15 protein-coding genes, 1 tRNA gene and 1 pseudogene are annotated in these 16,929 nt (G+C 52.5%); 14 read left to right on the top strand and 3 right to left on the bottom strand.

All coding sequences use genetic code 11. From position 1 onward, the window contains the following. Nucleotides 1–178: 178 nt before the first annotated feature. Both ICT70_RS12460 and ICT70_RS12455 read left to right on the top strand, forming a co-directional pair. Nucleotides 179–706, top strand: coding sequence for a MurR/RpiR family transcriptional regulator (locus ICT70_RS12460; protein ID WP_191157114.1), 528 nt, complete (start codon nucleotides 179–181; stop codon nucleotides 704–706). Nucleotides 707–869: 163 nt separating this feature from the next. Next, a complete protein-coding gene (locus ICT70_RS12455) occupies nucleotides 870–1,235 on the top strand; it encodes a hypothetical protein (RefSeq protein WP_191157112.1) in 366 nt (121 codons plus the stop codon). Nucleotides 1,236–1,331: 96 nt separating this feature from the next. On the opposite strand, the gene ICT70_RS12450 is transcribed toward ICT70_RS12455, so the two are convergent. Then, nucleotides 1,332–1,408: transfer RNA gene (locus ICT70_RS12450), tRNA-Arg, on the bottom strand. A gap of 127 nt (nucleotides 1,409–1,535) precedes the next feature. On the opposite strand from ICT70_RS12450, the gene ICT70_RS12445 reads away from it, so the two are divergent. Next, nucleotides 1,536–1,706, top strand: a complete 171-nt coding sequence (locus ICT70_RS12445) for a hypothetical protein (protein ID WP_191157110.1) — start codon at nucleotides 1,536–1,538, stop codon at nucleotides 1,704–1,706. A gap of 263 nt (nucleotides 1,707–1,969) precedes the next feature. On the opposite strand, the gene ICT70_RS12440 is transcribed toward ICT70_RS12445, so the two are convergent. Then, nucleotides 1,970–3,028 carry an NAD(P)-dependent alcohol dehydrogenase gene (locus tag ICT70_RS12440; protein ID WP_191157108.1) on the bottom strand — a complete coding sequence of 353 codons (1,059 nt, stop codon included), beginning with the start codon at nucleotides 3,026–3,028 and terminating at the stop codon, nucleotides 1,970–1,972. 526 nt (nucleotides 3,029–3,554) lie between these two features. On the opposite strand from ICT70_RS12440, the gene ICT70_RS12435 reads away from it, so the two are divergent. The 11 genes and pseudogenes from ICT70_RS12435 to ICT70_RS12385 all read left to right on the top strand — a co-directional run bounded on the left by ICT70_RS12435 (nucleotide 3,555) and on the right by ICT70_RS12385 (nucleotide 16,431). Beyond that, a complete protein-coding gene (locus tag ICT70_RS12435; protein WP_191157106.1) occupies nucleotides 3,555–5,750 on the top strand; it encodes a sensor histidine kinase in 2,196 nt (731 codons plus the stop codon). Between the two features lies 1 nt (nucleotide 5,751). Further along, entirely contained in the window at nucleotides 5,752–7,419 is a 1,668-nt protein-coding gene (locus ICT70_RS12430) for a sensor histidine kinase (RefSeq protein ID WP_191157104.1), read from the top strand. A 9-nt stretch (nucleotides 7,420–7,428) separates the two neighbouring features. Further along, entirely contained in the window at nucleotides 7,429–7,893 is a 465-nt protein-coding gene (locus ICT70_RS12425; RefSeq protein ID WP_224747027.1) for a response regulator, read from the top strand. Between the two features lie 181 nt (nucleotides 7,894–8,074). Next, nucleotides 8,075–8,260: pseudogene (locus tag ICT70_RS12420) on the top strand (chemotaxis protein CheB); the annotation flags it as partial. A gap of 28 nt (nucleotides 8,261–8,288) precedes the next feature. After that, nucleotides 8,289–10,382, top strand: coding sequence for an EAL domain-containing protein (locus ICT70_RS12415; RefSeq protein WP_191157100.1), 2,094 nt, complete (start codon nucleotides 8,289–8,291; stop codon nucleotides 10,380–10,382). 304 nt (nucleotides 10,383–10,686) lie between these two features. Then, nucleotides 10,687–11,079 carry a hypothetical protein gene (locus ICT70_RS12410; protein ID WP_191157098.1) on the top strand — a complete coding sequence of 131 codons (393 nt, stop codon included), beginning with the start codon at nucleotides 10,687–10,689 and terminating at the stop codon, nucleotides 11,077–11,079. Beyond that, a complete protein-coding gene (locus tag ICT70_RS12405; protein ID WP_191157096.1) occupies nucleotides 11,051–11,545 on the top strand; it encodes a chemotaxis protein CheW in 495 nt (164 codons plus the stop codon). Before ICT70_RS12410 ends, ICT70_RS12405 begins: the two co-directional genes overlap by 29 nt. A 33-nt stretch (nucleotides 11,546–11,578) precedes the next feature. Next, a complete protein-coding gene (locus tag ICT70_RS12400) occupies nucleotides 11,579–13,765 on the top strand; it encodes a methyl-accepting chemotaxis protein (RefSeq protein WP_224747026.1) in 2,187 nt (728 codons plus the stop codon). Nucleotides 13,766–13,867: 102 nt separating this feature from the next. Continuing rightward, a complete protein-coding gene (locus ICT70_RS12395) occupies nucleotides 13,868–14,266 on the top strand; it encodes a hypothetical protein (protein ID WP_191157092.1) in 399 nt (132 codons plus the stop codon). Between the two features lie 277 nt (nucleotides 14,267–14,543). After that, entirely contained in the window at nucleotides 14,544–15,827 is a 1,284-nt protein-coding gene (locus ICT70_RS15195) for an ATP-binding protein (RefSeq protein ID WP_191157090.1), read from the top strand. A gap of 94 nt (nucleotides 15,828–15,921) precedes the next feature. Beyond that, nucleotides 15,922–16,431: a response regulator gene (locus ICT70_RS12385; RefSeq protein ID WP_191157089.1), complete on the top strand. Its 510-nt coding sequence runs from the start codon at nucleotides 15,922–15,924 to the stop codon at nucleotides 16,429–16,431. 11 nt (nucleotides 16,432–16,442) lie between these two features. Here ICT70_RS12385 and ICT70_RS12380 read toward each other — a convergent pair whose 3' ends face one another. Continuing rightward, nucleotides 16,443–16,787 carry a flagellar basal body rod C-terminal domain-containing protein gene (locus tag ICT70_RS12380; protein ID WP_191157088.1) on the bottom strand — a complete coding sequence of 115 codons (345 nt, stop codon included), beginning with the start codon at nucleotides 16,785–16,787 and terminating at the stop codon, nucleotides 16,443–16,445. Nucleotides 16,788–16,929: the final 142 nt, after the last annotated feature.

Raw genomic sequence — 16,929 nt, 5'->3', positions numbered from 1 at the left:
TTGCCTTTCTTATGGCAAGGAGCCCCTTGATATCCGCCAAGATAACTGAGGGGGCTCCTTTTTTATTCCCCCACGTATCTTGTCAAATATCTCTTATTTTTCCATCAATTTTTTTGGCCACGCTCAAAGTGAAAACGAGGGCGTTCTGGGGCGGCATATTCACCACGCAACAATGAATATGCTGAAAACGAAAGCAAGAATTTCGGATGCTGAGATCATGAATGCCGCGAAAATCCTGACTCAGTCGAAGGGCAATCTTTACGTTTGCGGAAGTGCATCCGGCGCACCTTTAGCAAAGTATTTTTACCTTCTTTCTAAATACATCCGTAAGAATAGTATTTTACTTAGTCCCGACATTTCAACTCTGACACATCATTTGACTGATGTTGCCGAAGACGACACTTTGCTGATTATCGCTCACAAGCGCCATGCTAAGCCGTCGGTACAGGTAGCCCAATGGTTCAAAAGCTGTAACAGTAAAATAGTTTTTATAACTGACAGAGAGACGAGTCCTCTCGCCAAGATTTCAGATATAAATCTGTTTGTCAGCTCGGAAGGGCCTGCCATGTTCAATAGCAGGGTGGTAACATTACTATTGCTTGAGTCTTTATTAGAAGCGATGATCTTTTTCTCAGGGGAAGAGGTAGAAAAAAGGCTCATAAGATTCGAAGAATTGTTCGAAAAACTTGGTGTTTACAGCGTCTAAAGCTTGTTTTTATTCAGTAGTGTCCGGTTAGAAAATTGCATTATACCGGAGCAGCAAAAATGATAAAAATATTCGCAAGTTAACACACTTTTTGCTTGACAAATCGCCATTGGGTCGGCGCGGCGATTTTCGTAAATACCTATTTTTATGAGGATTTACGAAAATGTCGCTACTCATTCGCTATCACCGTTCCCGACTCGACCGGCGCTCTGTCGCTCAACTTTTCACCCCGTTCAAGGGATCTCTTGAACAGGTCACGGTTCTTGAAGCCCGCGGCAACAGGCCACTGCAGATGACGTTTGAAGATCAGCTGAAAATTCTGACCCACTATCACCTCGAAGAACATTCCTCGGGGCGTCATCTGCTTCAAGTTCTGACCCAGGAAGATTTCGCTGCAACCCACATCGCACCCCCCGGCGGGATTCAGAAAAGCGCTTTTTTTGAAGCGATCAATTCCCGGGGATTGGAGCAGATGATTCATGTTTATCAAGACCTGCAAAAACAGGCTACAGCATTTTCCCGAGGGTAGCGGTCGTTTCGTCACAACAACGGTCACAAAAACGTCACAAGAGCGTCACAGACACAAAAAAAGGGTCAGCGAAAGTCGCTAACCCATAGATTTTATTGGCGCGCCCGAGAGGATTCGAACCTCTGACCTCTGCCTCCGGAGGGCAGCGCTCTATCCAGCTGAGCTACGGGCGCATGGGTGACGTTTATACGTCATCTTCCTTGTTAATGCAACCAGGAAAGAGCGAAATGATCCTTGGCGTTACCCCATTTTTCGCTCCATCATAATGCGTGAATTTTAGAGTGACAGGGATGTGTCATCATGGTCATTAAACCACTAGTTTTGATGATTACTGTCATGCTGGGGGCCTGGTTTGGTTGGATGGTGGGGCGCCCGTTGGGGATCATGATCGCATATTTCATCGCCGTAGCGGGGGCTTCCGTCGGTTTGTCCATCGGTCGCCTGATTCAGCATCAGATGGATGATGATTGACGGTTTCTGCAATCTCGTTGCCAGCTCTTCCGTGATGCCGGTATTTGCTGGATTTTATCGTAATATCAGGTTGTTACTGATGGGTTTGGGGCGTTGATGAGCGGTTGTGCACAGCGGCTGTTGATAACCACGTGGGCTACTGTTGATGATCGTGGTTAAGCAAAGATTGTAGCAGCCTTTTGTCCGTTTTGCACAAAGTTTAATCACCCGTTCCCGCTACCACAACCCCCGGCAAAAGTTGCGGCCGGGGGTAGCAGGTGCCGTTATCTTTTCAGCGATGCCATGTCGATGGAAAAGCGATATTTTACGTCCGACTTGAGCAGCCGCTCGTAAGCTTCGTTGATTTGCTGGATTGGAATGATTTCCACGTCAGCGGTAATATTGTGCTCACCGCAGAAGTCGAGCATCTCCTGGGTCTCTTTGATTCCACCGATCAGCGAACCGGAAAGACTCTTGCGTCCGACCAGCAGGGCAAAGGCGGAAACCGGCAAGGGCTTGTCCGGCGCACCCACCAGGGTGATGTTGCCGTCGAGTCCCAGCATCTGGATATAAGCGTTGATATCGTGCTCGGCAGCGATGGTGTTGAGAATGAAATCGAAACTGCCGGCATGCTGTTTCATCTGCCCGCTATCGGTCGAGATAATCACTTCGTCGGCTCCCAGGCGCAGGGCGTCATCCTTTTTGCCGGGGGAGGTGGTGAAAACGACAACCCTGGCCCCAAAGGCTTTGGCGAACTTTACCCCCATATGACCTAGCCCCCCCAGTCCGACTACGCCAACCTTCTTGCCCTTGATGTCTCCCCAGCGCCGGATCGGTGACCAGGTGGTGATACCGGCACACAACAGCGGCGCAACCCCGGCCAGGTCAAGATTTGAAGGAACGCGCAGGACAAAGCGTTCATCAACGACAATACTCTCCGAATAGCCGCCGTAGGTTACCGGCGCGGTTTGATGCTTGTCGGGGGAATTGTAGGTAAAGGCGGCCTCCGGGCAGAACTGCTCGACATGGGCCTGGCAACTCGGGCAGACATGGTCTGAATCGACCAGACAGCCGACTCCGACCATGTCCCCAGGTTGGTGACTGGTGACTGCCGAACCGACCCTGATGACCCGCCCGACAATCTCGTGCCCGGGAACACAGGGGTAGACGGTTGGCATCACGCTGCTCCATTCGTCGCGTACCGTGTGAAGATCAGAATGGCAGACGCCGCAAAAAAGGATGTCGATCTGTACATCGTGGGGCGTTGGTTCACGGGGGGCAATGGTGGCGGCAACAAGGGGTGAGGTGGCACTATTTGCAGCATAGGCTTTGGTGTTGTCCATATGTTCTCCTGATTAAGTTGTAGGCAACAAGGTTTTTTGCTTGTCCTTGGGTCAAGGGTCCTTTCCCATTGTACGATTCCGGCGCTAACAGCACAACCGGCCGCAGGAAGATGGTAGCGGTTCACAAGAAAACGACGGGCTTTTGATCTTGGTAACGCAGACAACAATGGGAGTTGGATAAGGTATGAAGGGACTATCTGACGTTGGAATAAAAAACCCGTCGTGCCGGAGGGGGGGTGGCACGACGGGTTTACGGAAGCTTTGCAGCCCCCTTGTCAAACAACCTACTCCATCCGGCGATGACAGGCAAGGGAATTTTCATCAAAAATTGACTGGTAGTCATGGGATTAGGAGTTGACTGATAATAACATTGGTGTATTCTTACGAAAGGTTATGGAGGTTGATCTTTCCTGGCCTGAGGGGTTTCAAAATAGCAGGGGCTGGATCAGCTTAAAACCCTGGGGCTGATCAGCTGATGTTGGTTGCCTGCGTTGTCGTCGTTGCGGCTTAAGCCGGGAGTTCGCCCATGAAATTATCCCTGTGGCCCGAATCAATCAAAGCCAGGGTCACCTTAAGTACCTTGGGCGTTTTTCTGCTCAGCCTGTGGCTGCTCGCATTCCTGACCACCAGGATGCTGGAGCGAGATATCAGTCGGCTGGTGGCTGATGCGCAATCTTCTGCTGCCAGGCAGATGGCTTTACAAATCGACAGGGAACTGCAAAGCCGGTTGGAAGTGCTGGAGCACAAAGCCTTGCTGATTGACAGTGATCTGATGGCACATCCTGTCGCTCTGCAGAATGTCCTTCAGCACCAGCCAATACCGAACAGTCTTTTCAATGTCAGTGTGCTGGTGGTTAACAACGACGGCATCGCCATTGCCGATACCTCTAATCTGCCGGAACGAATCGGTATCAATTACCGTGAACGGGTCGATGCTTTTGCTATTGCCCTGAATGAAGGGCACGCCAATGTCGGCAATCCGCTGATGGGGTTATCTACCGGTCAGCCTCTCATCCCTTTGGCGGTTCCCATCCGCGATGCGAGCGGCAAGGTGATCGGTGCCCTTGGTGGTGCAATTGATTTGAGCAGGCCGAACTTTTTTGATGATCTGACGGCCAGGGGATACGGCGGGACCGGTCACTATTCGATTATCTCAAAGAATGGCCGGATCATCGTGACATCATCAAATAGCGCTCTGATCATGACCGCGCTACCGGCTCCGGGCGTCAATCCGGTGCTCGATCGTGCCATGTTGGAAGATGTGGGAAACACCTACCGCTATACCACGGTGGAGGGTATTGATACCCTGGCCGTGACCAGGGGGACGGCAACAACGGACTGGCTGGTTGCGGTCATGACCCCGGTCAGTGAGGCCTTTGCTCCCATTGACGACATGCTGCGACGCATGACCCTGATCACCCTTGCTGTTACCCTGCTGGTCGGTATTGCCCTCTGGTGGGTGATGCAGCATCAACTCCAGCCGATGCTGACGACCGTTGACACCCTTGGCGCGAAGGTGCGATCCGCACAACCGATGCAATCCCTGCCGATGACCGGGCGTAAAGAGGTCGATAGCCTGATAGCTGCTTTTAATCGGCTGCTGGGGCAATTATCCGCGCGTGAAGAGGAAACCCAACGATTTAAAACCATTGCCGACAACGCTGTTTATGGCGAAGCCATTGCCGATCTTGAGGGCACCCTAGTCTATATCAACAGGTTTCTTGCCGAAATTCATGGTTATCATCCTGCTGAGCTGATCGGCAAAAACCTGTCTGTTTTTCATGCAACAAGCCAGCTCGAACAGCTCAACAATACACTCAACCAGTTATCTCAGAATGGTTATTTTTCCCCTTGTGAAGTTTGGCATGCCGACCGTCATGGATCTGAATTTCCTATGTTGATGAGTGGCGTCCTGATCAAAGATGATCAGGGTTGCCCGCAATATATGGCAACTTCGGCCGTCGATATAACCGATCGCAAAGCCGCTGAAGTGGCCCTCAAGCAGATAAACGATGAACTCGAGCAGTTCGTTTACATCGTCTCCCACGATCTGAAAAGTCCGTTGATCACCATCAACACCTTTCTGGGGATATTGCAGGAGGACATCACCGACAGTAACACCGAAGGAATCACCGAAGATCTGGACTTTATCAAGCAGGCAGCCGCTAAAATAGAAGCCCTGCTCGATGCCTTGCTGCGCCTGTCGCGCATCGGCCGGATCGACTCTGCCCCGCAGACCCAGCCGGTGAAAAAAATGGTCGATGAGTGCCTGAAGGTTCTGGGCGGCAGGTTGCAACAGCAACAGGTTGAGGTCGTGGTTGGCGAGATGACCGATCAGTGGCATGGTGATCTAACCCATTTCGGCCAGCTCTGGCAGAACCTGATCGAAAACGCCATCAAATATATGGGCGACCAGCCTCGGCCGCGCATTGAGATTGGCACTGAACAACGGACCGAGGGACAGGTTTTTTATGTGCGCGATAATGGTATCGGTATCGCCCCTGCACACCATCAACGAATTTTCACGATGTTTGCCCAGCTCGACCAAAAAAGCGAAGGTACCGGCCTGGGGCTGGCGCTGGTGAAGAAGATTGTTGAGAGCTACCAGGGGCGGATCTGGGTTGAATCCGCCGGCAAAGGCCAGGGCAGCTGCTTCTGGTTTACCCTGCCGGCAGCGGTCGATGCGCCCTGGGTGCAGGACGCCGAGCAAGGGGAGGGATAACATGAAGCGAATCTTAATCCTGTTGGCCTGTGGTTTATGGCTGTTTGGTGCCGCCGGCATGGCTCCGGCCGATGCAGGATCCGGCGCGGATTTGCGCGGAGCAAGTTTTCGGGTAGCGGTGTTGCAAGACTTTCCGCCACTCTATGGCCAGGACAGTCAGGGGCGACCCGCCGGCTTTGCCATTGATCTGCTCGAGACCCTGGCTGTCGAAGCCGGCTTTACCATTGACTATGTGGTTACCGAAAACTGGGGGACGGCTGCCCAGTTGGTACGGGACAAAGAAGCTGATTTTGTCCCCGGATTCGGGATCAATGATTATCGTTTGGCTGAATTTGACTTCAGTGTGCCGATGGAGAGTATTCCGGTGCGCGCTTTTGTCAAAAAAGGTGACCGGCGCATCCGCCGGATCGCCGACCTGACCAATGACAGGTTCGTCACGGCGGTGATTGATGAGGGCGCGGCCCATGTCGAACTACGGCGGCGTGGCGGTTTTCACCTGGCGTTGAAAAGCACCGTCGATGAAGGGCTCAATGCCCTGTTGGCAGGCAGCGTCGATGCCTTTGTCTTTCCTGAACCGGTGCTGTTGCAGAAGCTGCGCTCCATGAACCTGGCGGGTTTCGTCGAGGCGGTGGATGAGCCGTTACTGACGTTAAAACGGGGCTATCTCTTTCGTCCGGATGATCCCTATCTGCCGAGCTTGAACCAACATCTCGAGGAGTTGGTTCAGTCTGCTCTTTATACCGATTTGTTGAGTCAATGGTATGGTGAACCTGTCCCCTTCTGGACGATCCAGCGGACGGTGCTTTACATGCTCCTGTTGCTGGGCTTGTTGGCCGCGACGCTGGTGGTCTGGAAAAATTACTCGGTTGGTCGTGTCAATAATAGGCTCAGACGCAGTGAAAATCACCTGGCTGTGAGGAACCGCGAACTTGAACAGCTGGTGTATGTCGCCTCCCATGATCTGCGCTCGCCGCTGGTCAATGTCGACGGCTTCAGCCGCGAGCTCGAATACTCGCTGCTGGATATTGGTGCCCTGCTCGAAGCGCAGACCCCCGACCCTGTCGCACTGGAGCAGCTGGTGCGCAGCGAGCTGCCGGATATGCAACAGTCCCTGAAGCGCATCCGCAAAAGTACCCGCCAGATGGATCTGCTGATCAAGGGGCTGCTCAAGCTCTCCCGCTCGGTCCGTGGTGCCCTCCAGCTTCAACCCATCGATATGAACCGGCTACTTCAGGACCTTTGCGGTTCCTTCGCTTTTCAGATTGACGAACTGGGCATTGAACTGACGATGGGAAACTTGCCACCGTGTCGGGGTGATATCTCGCAGGTGTCCCAGGTGTTTGCCAACCTGATCGATAATGCCATCAAATATCGTGACCCGCGGCGACAGCCCCAAATCCATATCAGCGGTGAGGTGAAAAAGGATTTGGCCCTGTACCGGGTCGCTGATAACGGGATCGGCATTGCCGCTAATCACCAGGGCAATATTTTTGAACTGTTTCACCGTCTTAACCCGGTCGATGGTGAGGGTGAAGGGCTTGGCTTGACCGCGGTTAAGCAGATTCTGGCCCGCCTCGATGGGGATATACAGGTTGAATCACAGCTGGGGAACGGCAGCATTTTTATCGTCGCTCTGCCGGCAGTCAATGTGCGCCAGATTAAAGGATGACAACAACCCATGAATGGAGATGACAAGATGAATCAGGAAGTGATTATTCTCATTGCTGAAGACGACGAGGGGCACGCCCTGTTGATCCGTAAAAATCTGACCAGGGCGGGCATCACCAACCGTATTATTCATTTCAAGGATGGCCAGGAGGTGCTTGACTTTCTCTTCTGCCGGGGCGACGGACCCCAGCGCAAGCCTGGTGAAGCCTATGTGCTGCTGCTTGACATCCGTATGCCGAAACTCGATGGTACCGAGGTGCTGGAGCAGGTCAAGGCGGATCCGGAGCTGCGCAAAATCCCGGTTGTTATGATCACCACCACCGATGATCCGCGCGAGATTGATCGCTGCCACCAGTTGGGTTGCAGCAACTACATTACCAAGCCGGTAGAGTACGAAGGTTTTGTCAACGCTATTCGGCAGCTCGGGTTGTTTCTGGCGGTGGTACAGGTGCCATCGATCAATGGCAAACATTGATCGGGGCAAAAAAAAGGGATCTTCAAGTGATTTGCCCCTTCTTGAGCTTTTTAGCTTGGTAAAAAGCTATATATATTATATTGTTAGGTTTTTAGCGGATCGCTATTGTCCTGTGTGACTGGATATTCAGGACATAACTGCCGGTTGATAAGCCCACGAGCACCTCAGGTGATCCCTGTTTGGTATGGGCGCTGATGGTGTTAAAGGAATGAAGGAAATGCGCGCTGCCGGCGCCCGCACGATTGCTCAGGATGAGGCCAGTTGTGTGGTGTTCGGGATGTCGAAAGAAGCGATCAAGCTCGGAGGAGCGGAACTGGTAGTGCCGTTGCAGAAGATTGCGGTGGGGCTTCTGCGCCTGTGTCCGTAAGTTGGAAACCCCGTATCAGGAGTCGCTGGTGAATAATCTGGTCAATCGCATTCTGGTCGTGGAAGACGAACTATCCCACGCCAAAGCGATCAAGCGCTATCTGCTGGCCTATGCCGACCAATTTGAGGTCTCTGTCGCCGATAGTTTACAAGAATGTCGGCACCAGATCAGTACCTTTTGTCCTGATATTCTGCTGCTTGATCTGAATCTGCCCGATGGTCAGGCGATAGAGTATCTTAAAAGTACTGACGATAAACGTTCCTATCCGGTCCTGATTATGACGGCCCAGGGGAGTGAGGAACTGGCGGTTGAAGCGATCAAGGCCGGAGCTCTGGACTATATTGTCAAGACCCCTGAGACCTTCAGTGCCATGCCGCGGATTGTGGAACGGTCCCTGCGTGAATGGTCCGCTTTGCAGGATCGCCAGCGGGCCGATGCGGAAGCCGGTCAGGCCCGGCAGGAATGGGAGACCACCTTTGATGCCATGAGTGAGGTGATCACCATTCATGACAAACAGATGCGCATTGTTCGGGCTAATGCTGCAGCGTACCATATGACCGGGGCAACGCCCGGTGAATTAATCGGTCAGCGCTGTTGCGAGGCGCTGTGGAGCAAAACCAGCATCTGTTCTGAGTGTCCGCAGGTACAGACGATCTGGGATGGTAAATCCCACTGTGGCATGGTTCATCATCAACATAATGAAAGAATATTTGAAGTCACCACGACACCCTTTCCCGCCAGCAGTGATCTGGAATATTACATCCATGTCGCCCGCGATATCACTACCCAGAAAAAGTATGAAAAGCAGCTTGAGTTCCAGGCGACCCATGACCTGCTCACCGGTCTGACCAACCGCGTTTTGCTCAAGGATCGCCTTGATCAGGCGATCAGCTATGCCAAGCGCTCCGGTCGGTATGTTGCTCTGGTTCTGCTCGACCTTGACCGCTTTAAGGTGGTAAACGATACCTTGGGGCATGCGCTGGGTGACGAGCTCTTATGTCATGTCGCTATACGGCTGAAAAAAGCGGTACGGGATACCGATACGGTTGCGCGCTTTGGTGGTGACGAATTCGTGGTGATGCTGACCCAGGTGTGTGACAAAAATGATGTGATGGCCGTGTTCGACAATATCTCTGAGGCACTCACGGCTCCTTATGAGCTTGGTGCCCGCCGCTTTAATCTGTCGGCCAGTTTTGGTGTGAGCTTGTACCCTGACCATAGTGACGACAGCGATACCCTGATCCGTTATGCCGATATAGCCATGTATCAAGCGAAAAAAAGCGGCAATAGTTGTGCTATCTATACCAGCGACATGGGTCTGGAGGGGGTTGATACCCTGGAGCTGGAGAACGATCTGCACCAGGCGGTAGAGCATCATCAGCTGAGCCTGCATTACCAGCCCAAGGTCAATTTACGCACCGGCCAGATTGCCGGCTGTGAGGCCCTGCTGCGCTGGCAGCATCCCCAGCGGGGGATGATTCCCCCGGCCAAGTTTATTCCCATTGCCGAGCAGACCGGTCTGATTGTTCCGATCGGCCGATGGGTCATCGAGGAGGCCTGCCGTCAGAGTCTGAGCTGGCTGGCCGCTGGTCTGCCCCCGATTCGGATTGCCGTTAATCTCTCAGCCCGGCAGTTTCGCCTGGGCGATCTGGCGGAGACGGTGAAGGAGATTCTCGACCAATTCGGGGTCAGTTCCGATCTGCTCGAACTGGAACTCACCGAAAGCATGATCATGGATGACCCGGAACGCGCTCGCAAGACCTTGCATGAACTGAAACATCTTGGACTGCACCTGAGTCTGGATGATTTTGGTACCGGATACTCGAGTTTGAATTATCTGCGCCGTTTTCCGGTTGACAGTTTGAAGATCGATCAGTCCTTTATTCATGATGTGACCACCGACCCTTCGGGCGCCTCGGTTGTTGCCAGTATTGTTGATATTGCCCACAACCTGAACCTGAACGCGATTGCCGAAGGGGTGGAAACCAGGGACCAACTGGAGTTTCTGGTGGCCAATGACTGTGACGCGGTTCAGGGCTATCTGTTCAGTAAGCCTCTGCCGGTACCTGAATTTACTGCTTTGCTCGCAGAGGAAAAGTGCTGGTTCGCGGTTGCCGATTAATCAATGCTCAAGGCAGGGTGTGCTCGACCTCTTGTTTCATCATCAACCTGGGTTGATGATTTACATCTTTGGTTGATATTCCCTAAAAGATAGGTAATTCCTATAGTTAGTACGTTTCTTCGAAGCCGGCATCAACTTTTGTTGATGCCGGCTTTTTTGGTGCGCCCGGGCTTTCCTGGTAATAATCAATAATATCAGTAGCTTGGCTATTTATCCAAAATTGGCACCTCTCTTGCTAATGTCTTCTTATGAATTGTTCTGGTGAAGGGAACTGACCGCACCATTGCCTACTTGAGGGGCGCAGATGAAGAGCTATATTCTGCTATATGAACCCAATATCGGATATCACTCGCAGCTGGCATTTTTACTCAGTGTTGAGGATATCTCCGGCACCTATGCGCGCAGCTCTGACGAAGCGTTGAACTGGTTGGAAGCGATTAAGCTAGGGGTTGTTTCTTTTGATCTGGTTCTCATCGGTTCCTGGTGTGGCACTGCTGCTGAATATCAGCTGGTTCAGAACGCCCTTGAACTGCAACTGCCGGTGGTTTTTTTGCGGCGGGGCACAGAATCCTCACCGCAGTTGGCTATTCAGAATCCGATTGTCTGTGACGACGACAACCTGCTCAGTTGTTTGAACGATTGTTTAACCTTAAAGCAAGGAGAGACTTATGACAGAAGGGCAAACGATAGCTGTTGAATCCGGTATCGGCGGTCTGGACTCGATGGAAGGGATGTACTTAACCTTCGATCTGGCCAGCGAAGGTTATGGCCTGGAAATCCGCCATGTCATCGAGATTATCGGTATTCAACCGATTACCGCAGTGCCTGATCTGCCTGATCACGTCATCGGCGTGCTGAATCTGCGCGGTAAAGTGATTCCGATCATCGATGTGCGCCGCCGCTTTGGTTTGCCCCATCGCGATCATGATGAGCGCACCTGTATCGTCGTCGTCAATGTCAACGAAAATTCCGTTGGCCTGGTGGTGGACAAGGTCAGTGAAGTGATCACCATCCCCGCCAACGAAATCGAGCCACCGCCTGCCACCGGTCGCAATCGTAAACACTATATCGCCGGCATGGGCAAGATCGGTCAGCAGGTCAAGATTCTGCTCGATATCGAAGCCCTGCTGGAGGATGAGGAACTGGAAGAAGTAGTAACGTAGTAACCGACAACTAACTGTATTGAGGAGAGGATGATGAAAAATCTGAAAATCGGTTTAAAAATTAGCATCATGGCCGGGGCAATTCTGATTCTACTGGGAGTTTGCCTGGTTTGGAGCATCACTGGCCTGTCTACCACGGTGGAAAACGGCAAGAAAATGTCCAGCGGCAACGAACTGCGAGGTGAAATCCTGGCACGAGAAGTTGACCATTTAAACTGGGTTGGTGCGGTATCGAAATTTCTGACTGACGACAAGGTCACCAAGCTTGATGTGCAAATGGATCATACCAAGTGTGCCCTGGGTCGGTGGCTTTATGGTGAAGGGCGCAAAGAAGCCGAGCTGCTGGTGTCGGAACTCAAGGGAGACCTCAAGGCAATGGAGGATCCACACCGACTGCTGCATGAAAGTGCTCACAAAATTCAGGAGGCCTATCGCCAGGCCGATCCGGCATTACCTCAGTTCCTGACAGAAAAGAAGCTTGATCATGTTATTTGGGTCAGTCGTGTTCAGGGTTCCTTGATTGCCGGTGAGCGTACACTGAGTGTCGAGCTTGATCATACGCTGTGTGGTTTCGGCAAGTTTCTGCATGGTGAAGGCGGACGAAAAGCCGCTGCCGGCAATCCGGAACTGGCACACGTACTTAATAACATTAAGGAACCCCATCAAGAGCTCCATGTTCATGGACAAAGGCTGACGGAGCTGTTGGCGGCAAATGATCGCGCCGGCGCTGAAGACTATTTTCAGGCCAATGTGATTTCAACGTTGGAAACTACGGGAGCATTACTCGATGAAGCACAACAGATTGCCACAGCCGCCCTTGAAGGCCGAAAGATCGCGAATGAGATTTTTGCAACCCAGACCCAGAACCATCTGCAAGATGTGAAGGAATTGATGCATAGTGCCGTAACGACAGCCAGTCAACACATTCTCTCTGACGAGCAAATGATCGCAAGTGCCGTAACGACACGTAGCGGCATCATTGGTATTGGTGGTATTGCTCTGGTTCTTGGCCTTGGGCTGGCATTCGTTATCACGCGTTCTATTACCGGCCCGATTGGTAAGGGCATTGCTCTAGCCCAGGAGATCGCCAAGGGTGATTTCAGTATGCGGTTGAACATGGATCGTAGCGATGAAATCGGCATTCTGTCAAAATCCCTGGATGAGATGGCCGAAAATCTTTCGCGCAACGCCGATGTCGCCGAGCAGATTGCTGATGGCAACCTCAATGTCGAAGTGCAACTGGCCTCGGAAAAAGATCAGCTTGGCCTGGCGCTGCAGACCATGGTGGTGAACCTCAACGATATTTTAGGTCAGATCCAGGTCGCCGGGGAGCAGATCGCTTCGGGTTCCGGTCAGGTCGCTGACTCCAGTCAGGCCCTGTCGCAGGGGGCCACCGAATCCGCCAGTTCACTGGAAGAGATCTCCGCATCCCTTAATCAACTCTCATCGCAAACCGGCACCAACGCCGAAAATGCCAACACCGCCAATCAGCTCTCCACGGAAGCCCGCAACGCCGCCGAACAGGGCAGTCAGAAGATGCAGGAAATGGTCGCGGCCATGACCGAGATCAACGACGCCGGTCAGAGTATCTCCAAGATCATCAAGGTCATCGACGAGATCGCCTTCCAGACCAACCTGCTCGCCCTGAACGCCGCCGTTGAAGCCGCCCGCGCCGGTCAGCACGGCAAAGGCTTTGCCGTGGTCGCCGAAGAAGTACGCAACCTCGCCGCCCGTAGCGCTAAGGCGGCGGCAGAGACCAGCGAACTGATCGAAGGCTCAGTCCAGAAAACCGCCAACGGTACAGCAATCGCAGGTCAGACCGCCGAAGCGTTGCAATCCATCGTCAGCGGGATCGGCAAGGTCACCGACCTGGTCGCCGAGATCGCCGCCGCCAGTTCCGAGCAGGCCCAAGGGGTCAGCCAGATCAATCAGGGCATTACCCAGATCGACCAGGTCACCCAGCAGAACACCGCCAGTGCCGAAGAAAGTGCTGCCGCCTCGGAAGAGCTGTCCGGTCAGGCTGCGCAGATGCGTGAGATGCTGATGCGCTTTACCTTAAAGCATGGCAGCAGCGCCCACTCCAACGTTCGGGCCGTGCCGCAGAACCCCCAACGATCGCAGACCTCCTCCGGTTGGGGTGAATCACCGGGGCAACCAGCAAAAAAACTGGCCGCGAAAAAGGCGATTGCGCTGGATGATGATGAGTTTGGTACGTATTAATAGTTTTAGCTTGAGCTGAGGTTGTTGGTAATTTTCTAACCATGGGGTTTTCCGCTGTATGTGCTACAGTGGGAAACCCTTTTAACCGAAAGGAAAAAGTATATGGCAGTAAAAAACATGTGGGGCGATATCAACGACATGACCGATCTACGGACCCCGCACGAAATTATTGAAGAGCAGGGGCAGGTTCTGTCGGAGATGACCAAGGGAACCCTGGAGTTGAAGGTCGAGCGCAAGCAAAGTAATACCGTCTTTAATTACGACGTGTTTATCTCGCTGCCGGCCATGCAATACAAACAGCGAATATTACGCCTGATGCATGACATCAAGCTTTATCCCGCCAACCTATACAATGAGCAGGGAACCAACGAGTACCGTTGTAAAAACCAGGAAGAATTTGAAGACAACCTGGGTTCCATTCTTTCTGCAAGTGAAACCAAAGTTATTATCAGCGGCCTGATGGCCCAGGCACGCCTGAACAGTAAGGACGTTCTCGTCTAAACTACGACTTGCGGGGCTTGGAGGATTTCCAGCCGATTCCCACGCGTGCCGTAATGCAAGATGACAGTTAACCCGGCATCATACTGTGCCTCGTGTCACCGAAGAGGGGTAACCCTTTGGTTGCGTTTGTTCGAGAAATCGTAGCATCGGCCGCCCGCACCGCTGTCGTCTCCAGTATGATGGATATTGCCCACAATCTGCAGCTCACAACGATCGCGGAAGGGATGGAAACCCAAGATACAGGTTTATTCCTGACCGTCCCCTATAGGAGGCCATCGTGAAACCCTATTCATTTCCAGCGCAACTCTCTTTTATCACTGATCTTTTTTCCAACACCCGGCTGCGCCAGGACTTTGTTGCCTCGATTGTCGATAAATTGCAGGTATGGACCGGTTGCTACTGTGTCGGTATTCGGATCGTCAATCCGGATGATGTGATGCCTTACGAGGCCTATGTCGGATTTTCCAGGGAATTCTGGGAGCATGAAAACTGGTTGTCGTTGCGCGAACATCAATGTGGCTGCACCCGCATTGTGAACAATGAAATTCTCCCGGTTGACGAGCCATTATTGACCGAAAACGGCTCGATCCTGTCCAATGATCTGCAAGGCTTCGGCGCCACCCTTTCTGCGGCTGAGGCCAGTTTGTATCGGGGTAAATGTGTTGAGTGCGGCTTTGGTTCCCTGGCTCTGGTGCCGATCCGCAAAGAGGGCGCGGTCATTGGTCTGATTCATCTGGCAGACCTGCGCGTCAATATGCTGCCACCGGAGCTGATTCGCACCCTGGAAGCGCTGACCCCAGCCATCGCCGAGGTGATTGACCGGTTCAGCACGGAAGATCGTTTGAACCAGAGTCGAGCCGAAATGGAGCAGTTTGTTTATACCATTTCCCATGACCTGAAAAGTCCTCTGATCACGGTGAGAACCTATCTGGCGATGTTGCAACAGGATCTGCTGAATAAAGACCAGCAAGAGATTGACACCGACCTGCGCTATATCAGTGGAGCCGCCGAAAAGATGGATCAGTTGCTCGATTCCCTGCTGCAATATTCACGTATCAGCAAAAAGGAAGCCTCGCCGCAAACCCGGGCGGCCGGTCAGCTGGTAGCAGACTGTCTCACTGCGTTGGCAGGCATCTTAAAACAGAAAAATGTTCAGATGCTAGTCAATAAGATGCCTTATTCGTTACATGGCGACCCTTTGCACTTCAATCAGATCTGGCAGAACCTGATTGAAAACGCCGTCAAATATATGGGTGATCAGGATCAGCCTCGCATCGAGATCGGGGCTACCCATCGGGCACAGGATGTGGTCTTTTATGTCCGCGATAACGGCATGGGAATTGCGCCTGAGCACTGGGCGCGGATCTTTACTCTGTTTTCCCAGCTCAACCCGAACAGTGACGGCAGTGGTCTGGGGCTGGCGTTGATTAAAAAAATTGTCAACCTCTACCAGGGACGCATCTGGGTTGAATCGGCCGGGGAGGGACAAGGGAGCTGCTTTATGTTCACCCTGCCGGGGGCGGTACTAAAGCAGGACCAGGCGTTGTTTACCCATATCTAGAGCCTGTCCCATCTATCGCAAACGCCCTGTTCGTCAGCGATAGATGGAACAGGCTCTATTCTAAAGGCGATTGGAGATGCGGTGATCGCTACCGATGCTTCCGGGCAAGTGGAGCTGCTCACTCAATCAGGTCGCAGAGCAACTGACCGGCTGGAGTGAAGATGAAGTCCGTGGCCGGCAGCTTGGTGAGGTTGAAGAAATGATCAAACGTGAACATTCCGCTATCCCATTGGGGCGAGGTGAAACCGTGCTTCTGGTTGAGGATGACCAGGCCATTCTCGAATTGGCCAAAACCATGCTCGAAAACCATCACTATCAGGTGTTGCCGGTTTCATCGCCCAGCGAAGCCATTCGCCTGGCGCAATCAAAAGAAGATTCTATCGACCTGATGGTGACCGACGTAGTGATGCCGGAGATGAATGGTCGGGATCTGGCCGGCATCATTAAGGCATTGCAGCCGGATATGAAGGTTCTGTTTATGTCCGGCTATGCCGCTAACGTTATTGCCCACCACGGCGTTCTGGATGAAGGCGTTCACTTTATCCAAAAGCCTTTCTCGGTGGCAGAATTTGCCGTTAAGGTGCAGGACACGATTAAGGGATGAGGACCGGCAACTTACCCGATCAGATCAAGGGTAGCTTTTTCCATCTCGGCAGTGGTTTGCAGGGCCTTGAGATTGGCCTGGTAGGCATGTTTGGTCGGGATCATATCGGTGACCTCGGTAGCCAGATCAACGTTTGAGGTTTCCGTCATCGAACCGTTGGGCTGGTTGATCATGGTGCCGGGGGTGTTGACCGCCTGGCTTTTCGCCGTGACCATTCCCTTTTCACCCTCCTCAAGCACCATCCGCGACTTTTTAAATCCCTCACTGTCACTGTTGGCGATGTTGTTGGCGCTGGTCGCCTGTCTTTTGCCGAGGGCGTTAAGTGCTGAGATATTCGAATTGATGGAAAGGGTCATGATGGCCTCCCTTTGGTACAAAATAGTCAAAAATTAAGCATAAATCAATATGTTTATTCTAATTTAAAGCATTGGGGCGGGATTCCCGACCCGGTGCTGAACAGATACGATCTTTTTAACAGCTTTCACGATTTTATCGTTG

The organism is Pelovirga terrestris, assembly GCF_014773365.1.
Lineage (GTDB): Bacteria > Desulfobacterota > Desulfuromonadia > Desulfuromonadales > Geopsychrobacteraceae > Pelovirga > Pelovirga terrestris.
Note: the sequence above shows the minus strand (reverse complement) of the source record. Positions and strands in the feature narration are given on the sequence as shown.

What these genes read in the sequence shown, in the direction of transcription:
- ICT70_RS12460 (WP_191157114.1), top strand. Translation starts at nt 179, where the DNA reads ATGCTGAAAACGAAAGCAAGAATTTCGGATGCTGAGATCATGAATGCC.
- ICT70_RS12455 (WP_191157112.1), top strand. Translation starts at nt 870, where the DNA reads ATGTCGCTACTCATTCGCTATCACCGTTCCCGACTCGACCGGCGCTCT.
- ICT70_RS12445 (WP_191157110.1), top strand. Translation starts at nt 1,536, where the DNA reads ATGGTCATTAAACCACTAGTTTTGATGATTACTGTCATGCTGGGGGCC.
- ICT70_RS12440 (WP_191157108.1), bottom strand. Translation starts at nt 3,028, where the DNA reads ATGGACAACACCAAAGCCTATGCTGCAAATAGTGCCACCTCACCCCTT.
- ICT70_RS12435 (WP_191157106.1), top strand. Translation starts at nt 3,555, where the DNA reads ATGAAATTATCCCTGTGGCCCGAATCAATCAAAGCCAGGGTCACCTTA.
- ICT70_RS12430 (WP_191157104.1), top strand. Translation starts at nt 5,752, where the DNA reads ATGAAGCGAATCTTAATCCTGTTGGCCTGTGGTTTATGGCTGTTTGGT.
- ICT70_RS12425 (WP_224747027.1), top strand. Translation starts at nt 7,429, where the DNA reads ATGAATGGAGATGACAAGATGAATCAGGAAGTGATTATTCTCATTGCT.
- ICT70_RS12410 (WP_191157098.1), top strand. Translation starts at nt 10,687, where the DNA reads ATGAAGAGCTATATTCTGCTATATGAACCCAATATCGGATATCACTCG.
- ICT70_RS12405 (WP_191157096.1), top strand. Translation starts at nt 11,051, where the DNA reads ATGACAGAAGGGCAAACGATAGCTGTTGAATCCGGTATCGGCGGTCTG.
- ICT70_RS12400 (WP_224747026.1), top strand. Translation starts at nt 11,579, where the DNA reads ATGAAAAATCTGAAAATCGGTTTAAAAATTAGCATCATGGCCGGGGCA.
- ICT70_RS12395 (WP_191157092.1), top strand. Translation starts at nt 13,868, where the DNA reads ATGGCAGTAAAAAACATGTGGGGCGATATCAACGACATGACCGATCTA.
- ICT70_RS12385 (WP_191157089.1), top strand. Translation starts at nt 15,922, where the DNA reads ATGCTTCCGGGCAAGTGGAGCTGCTCACTCAATCAGGTCGCAGAGCAA.
- ICT70_RS12380 (WP_191157088.1), bottom strand. Translation starts at nt 16,787, where the DNA reads ATGACCCTTTCCATCAATTCGAATATCTCAGCACTTAACGCCCTCGGC.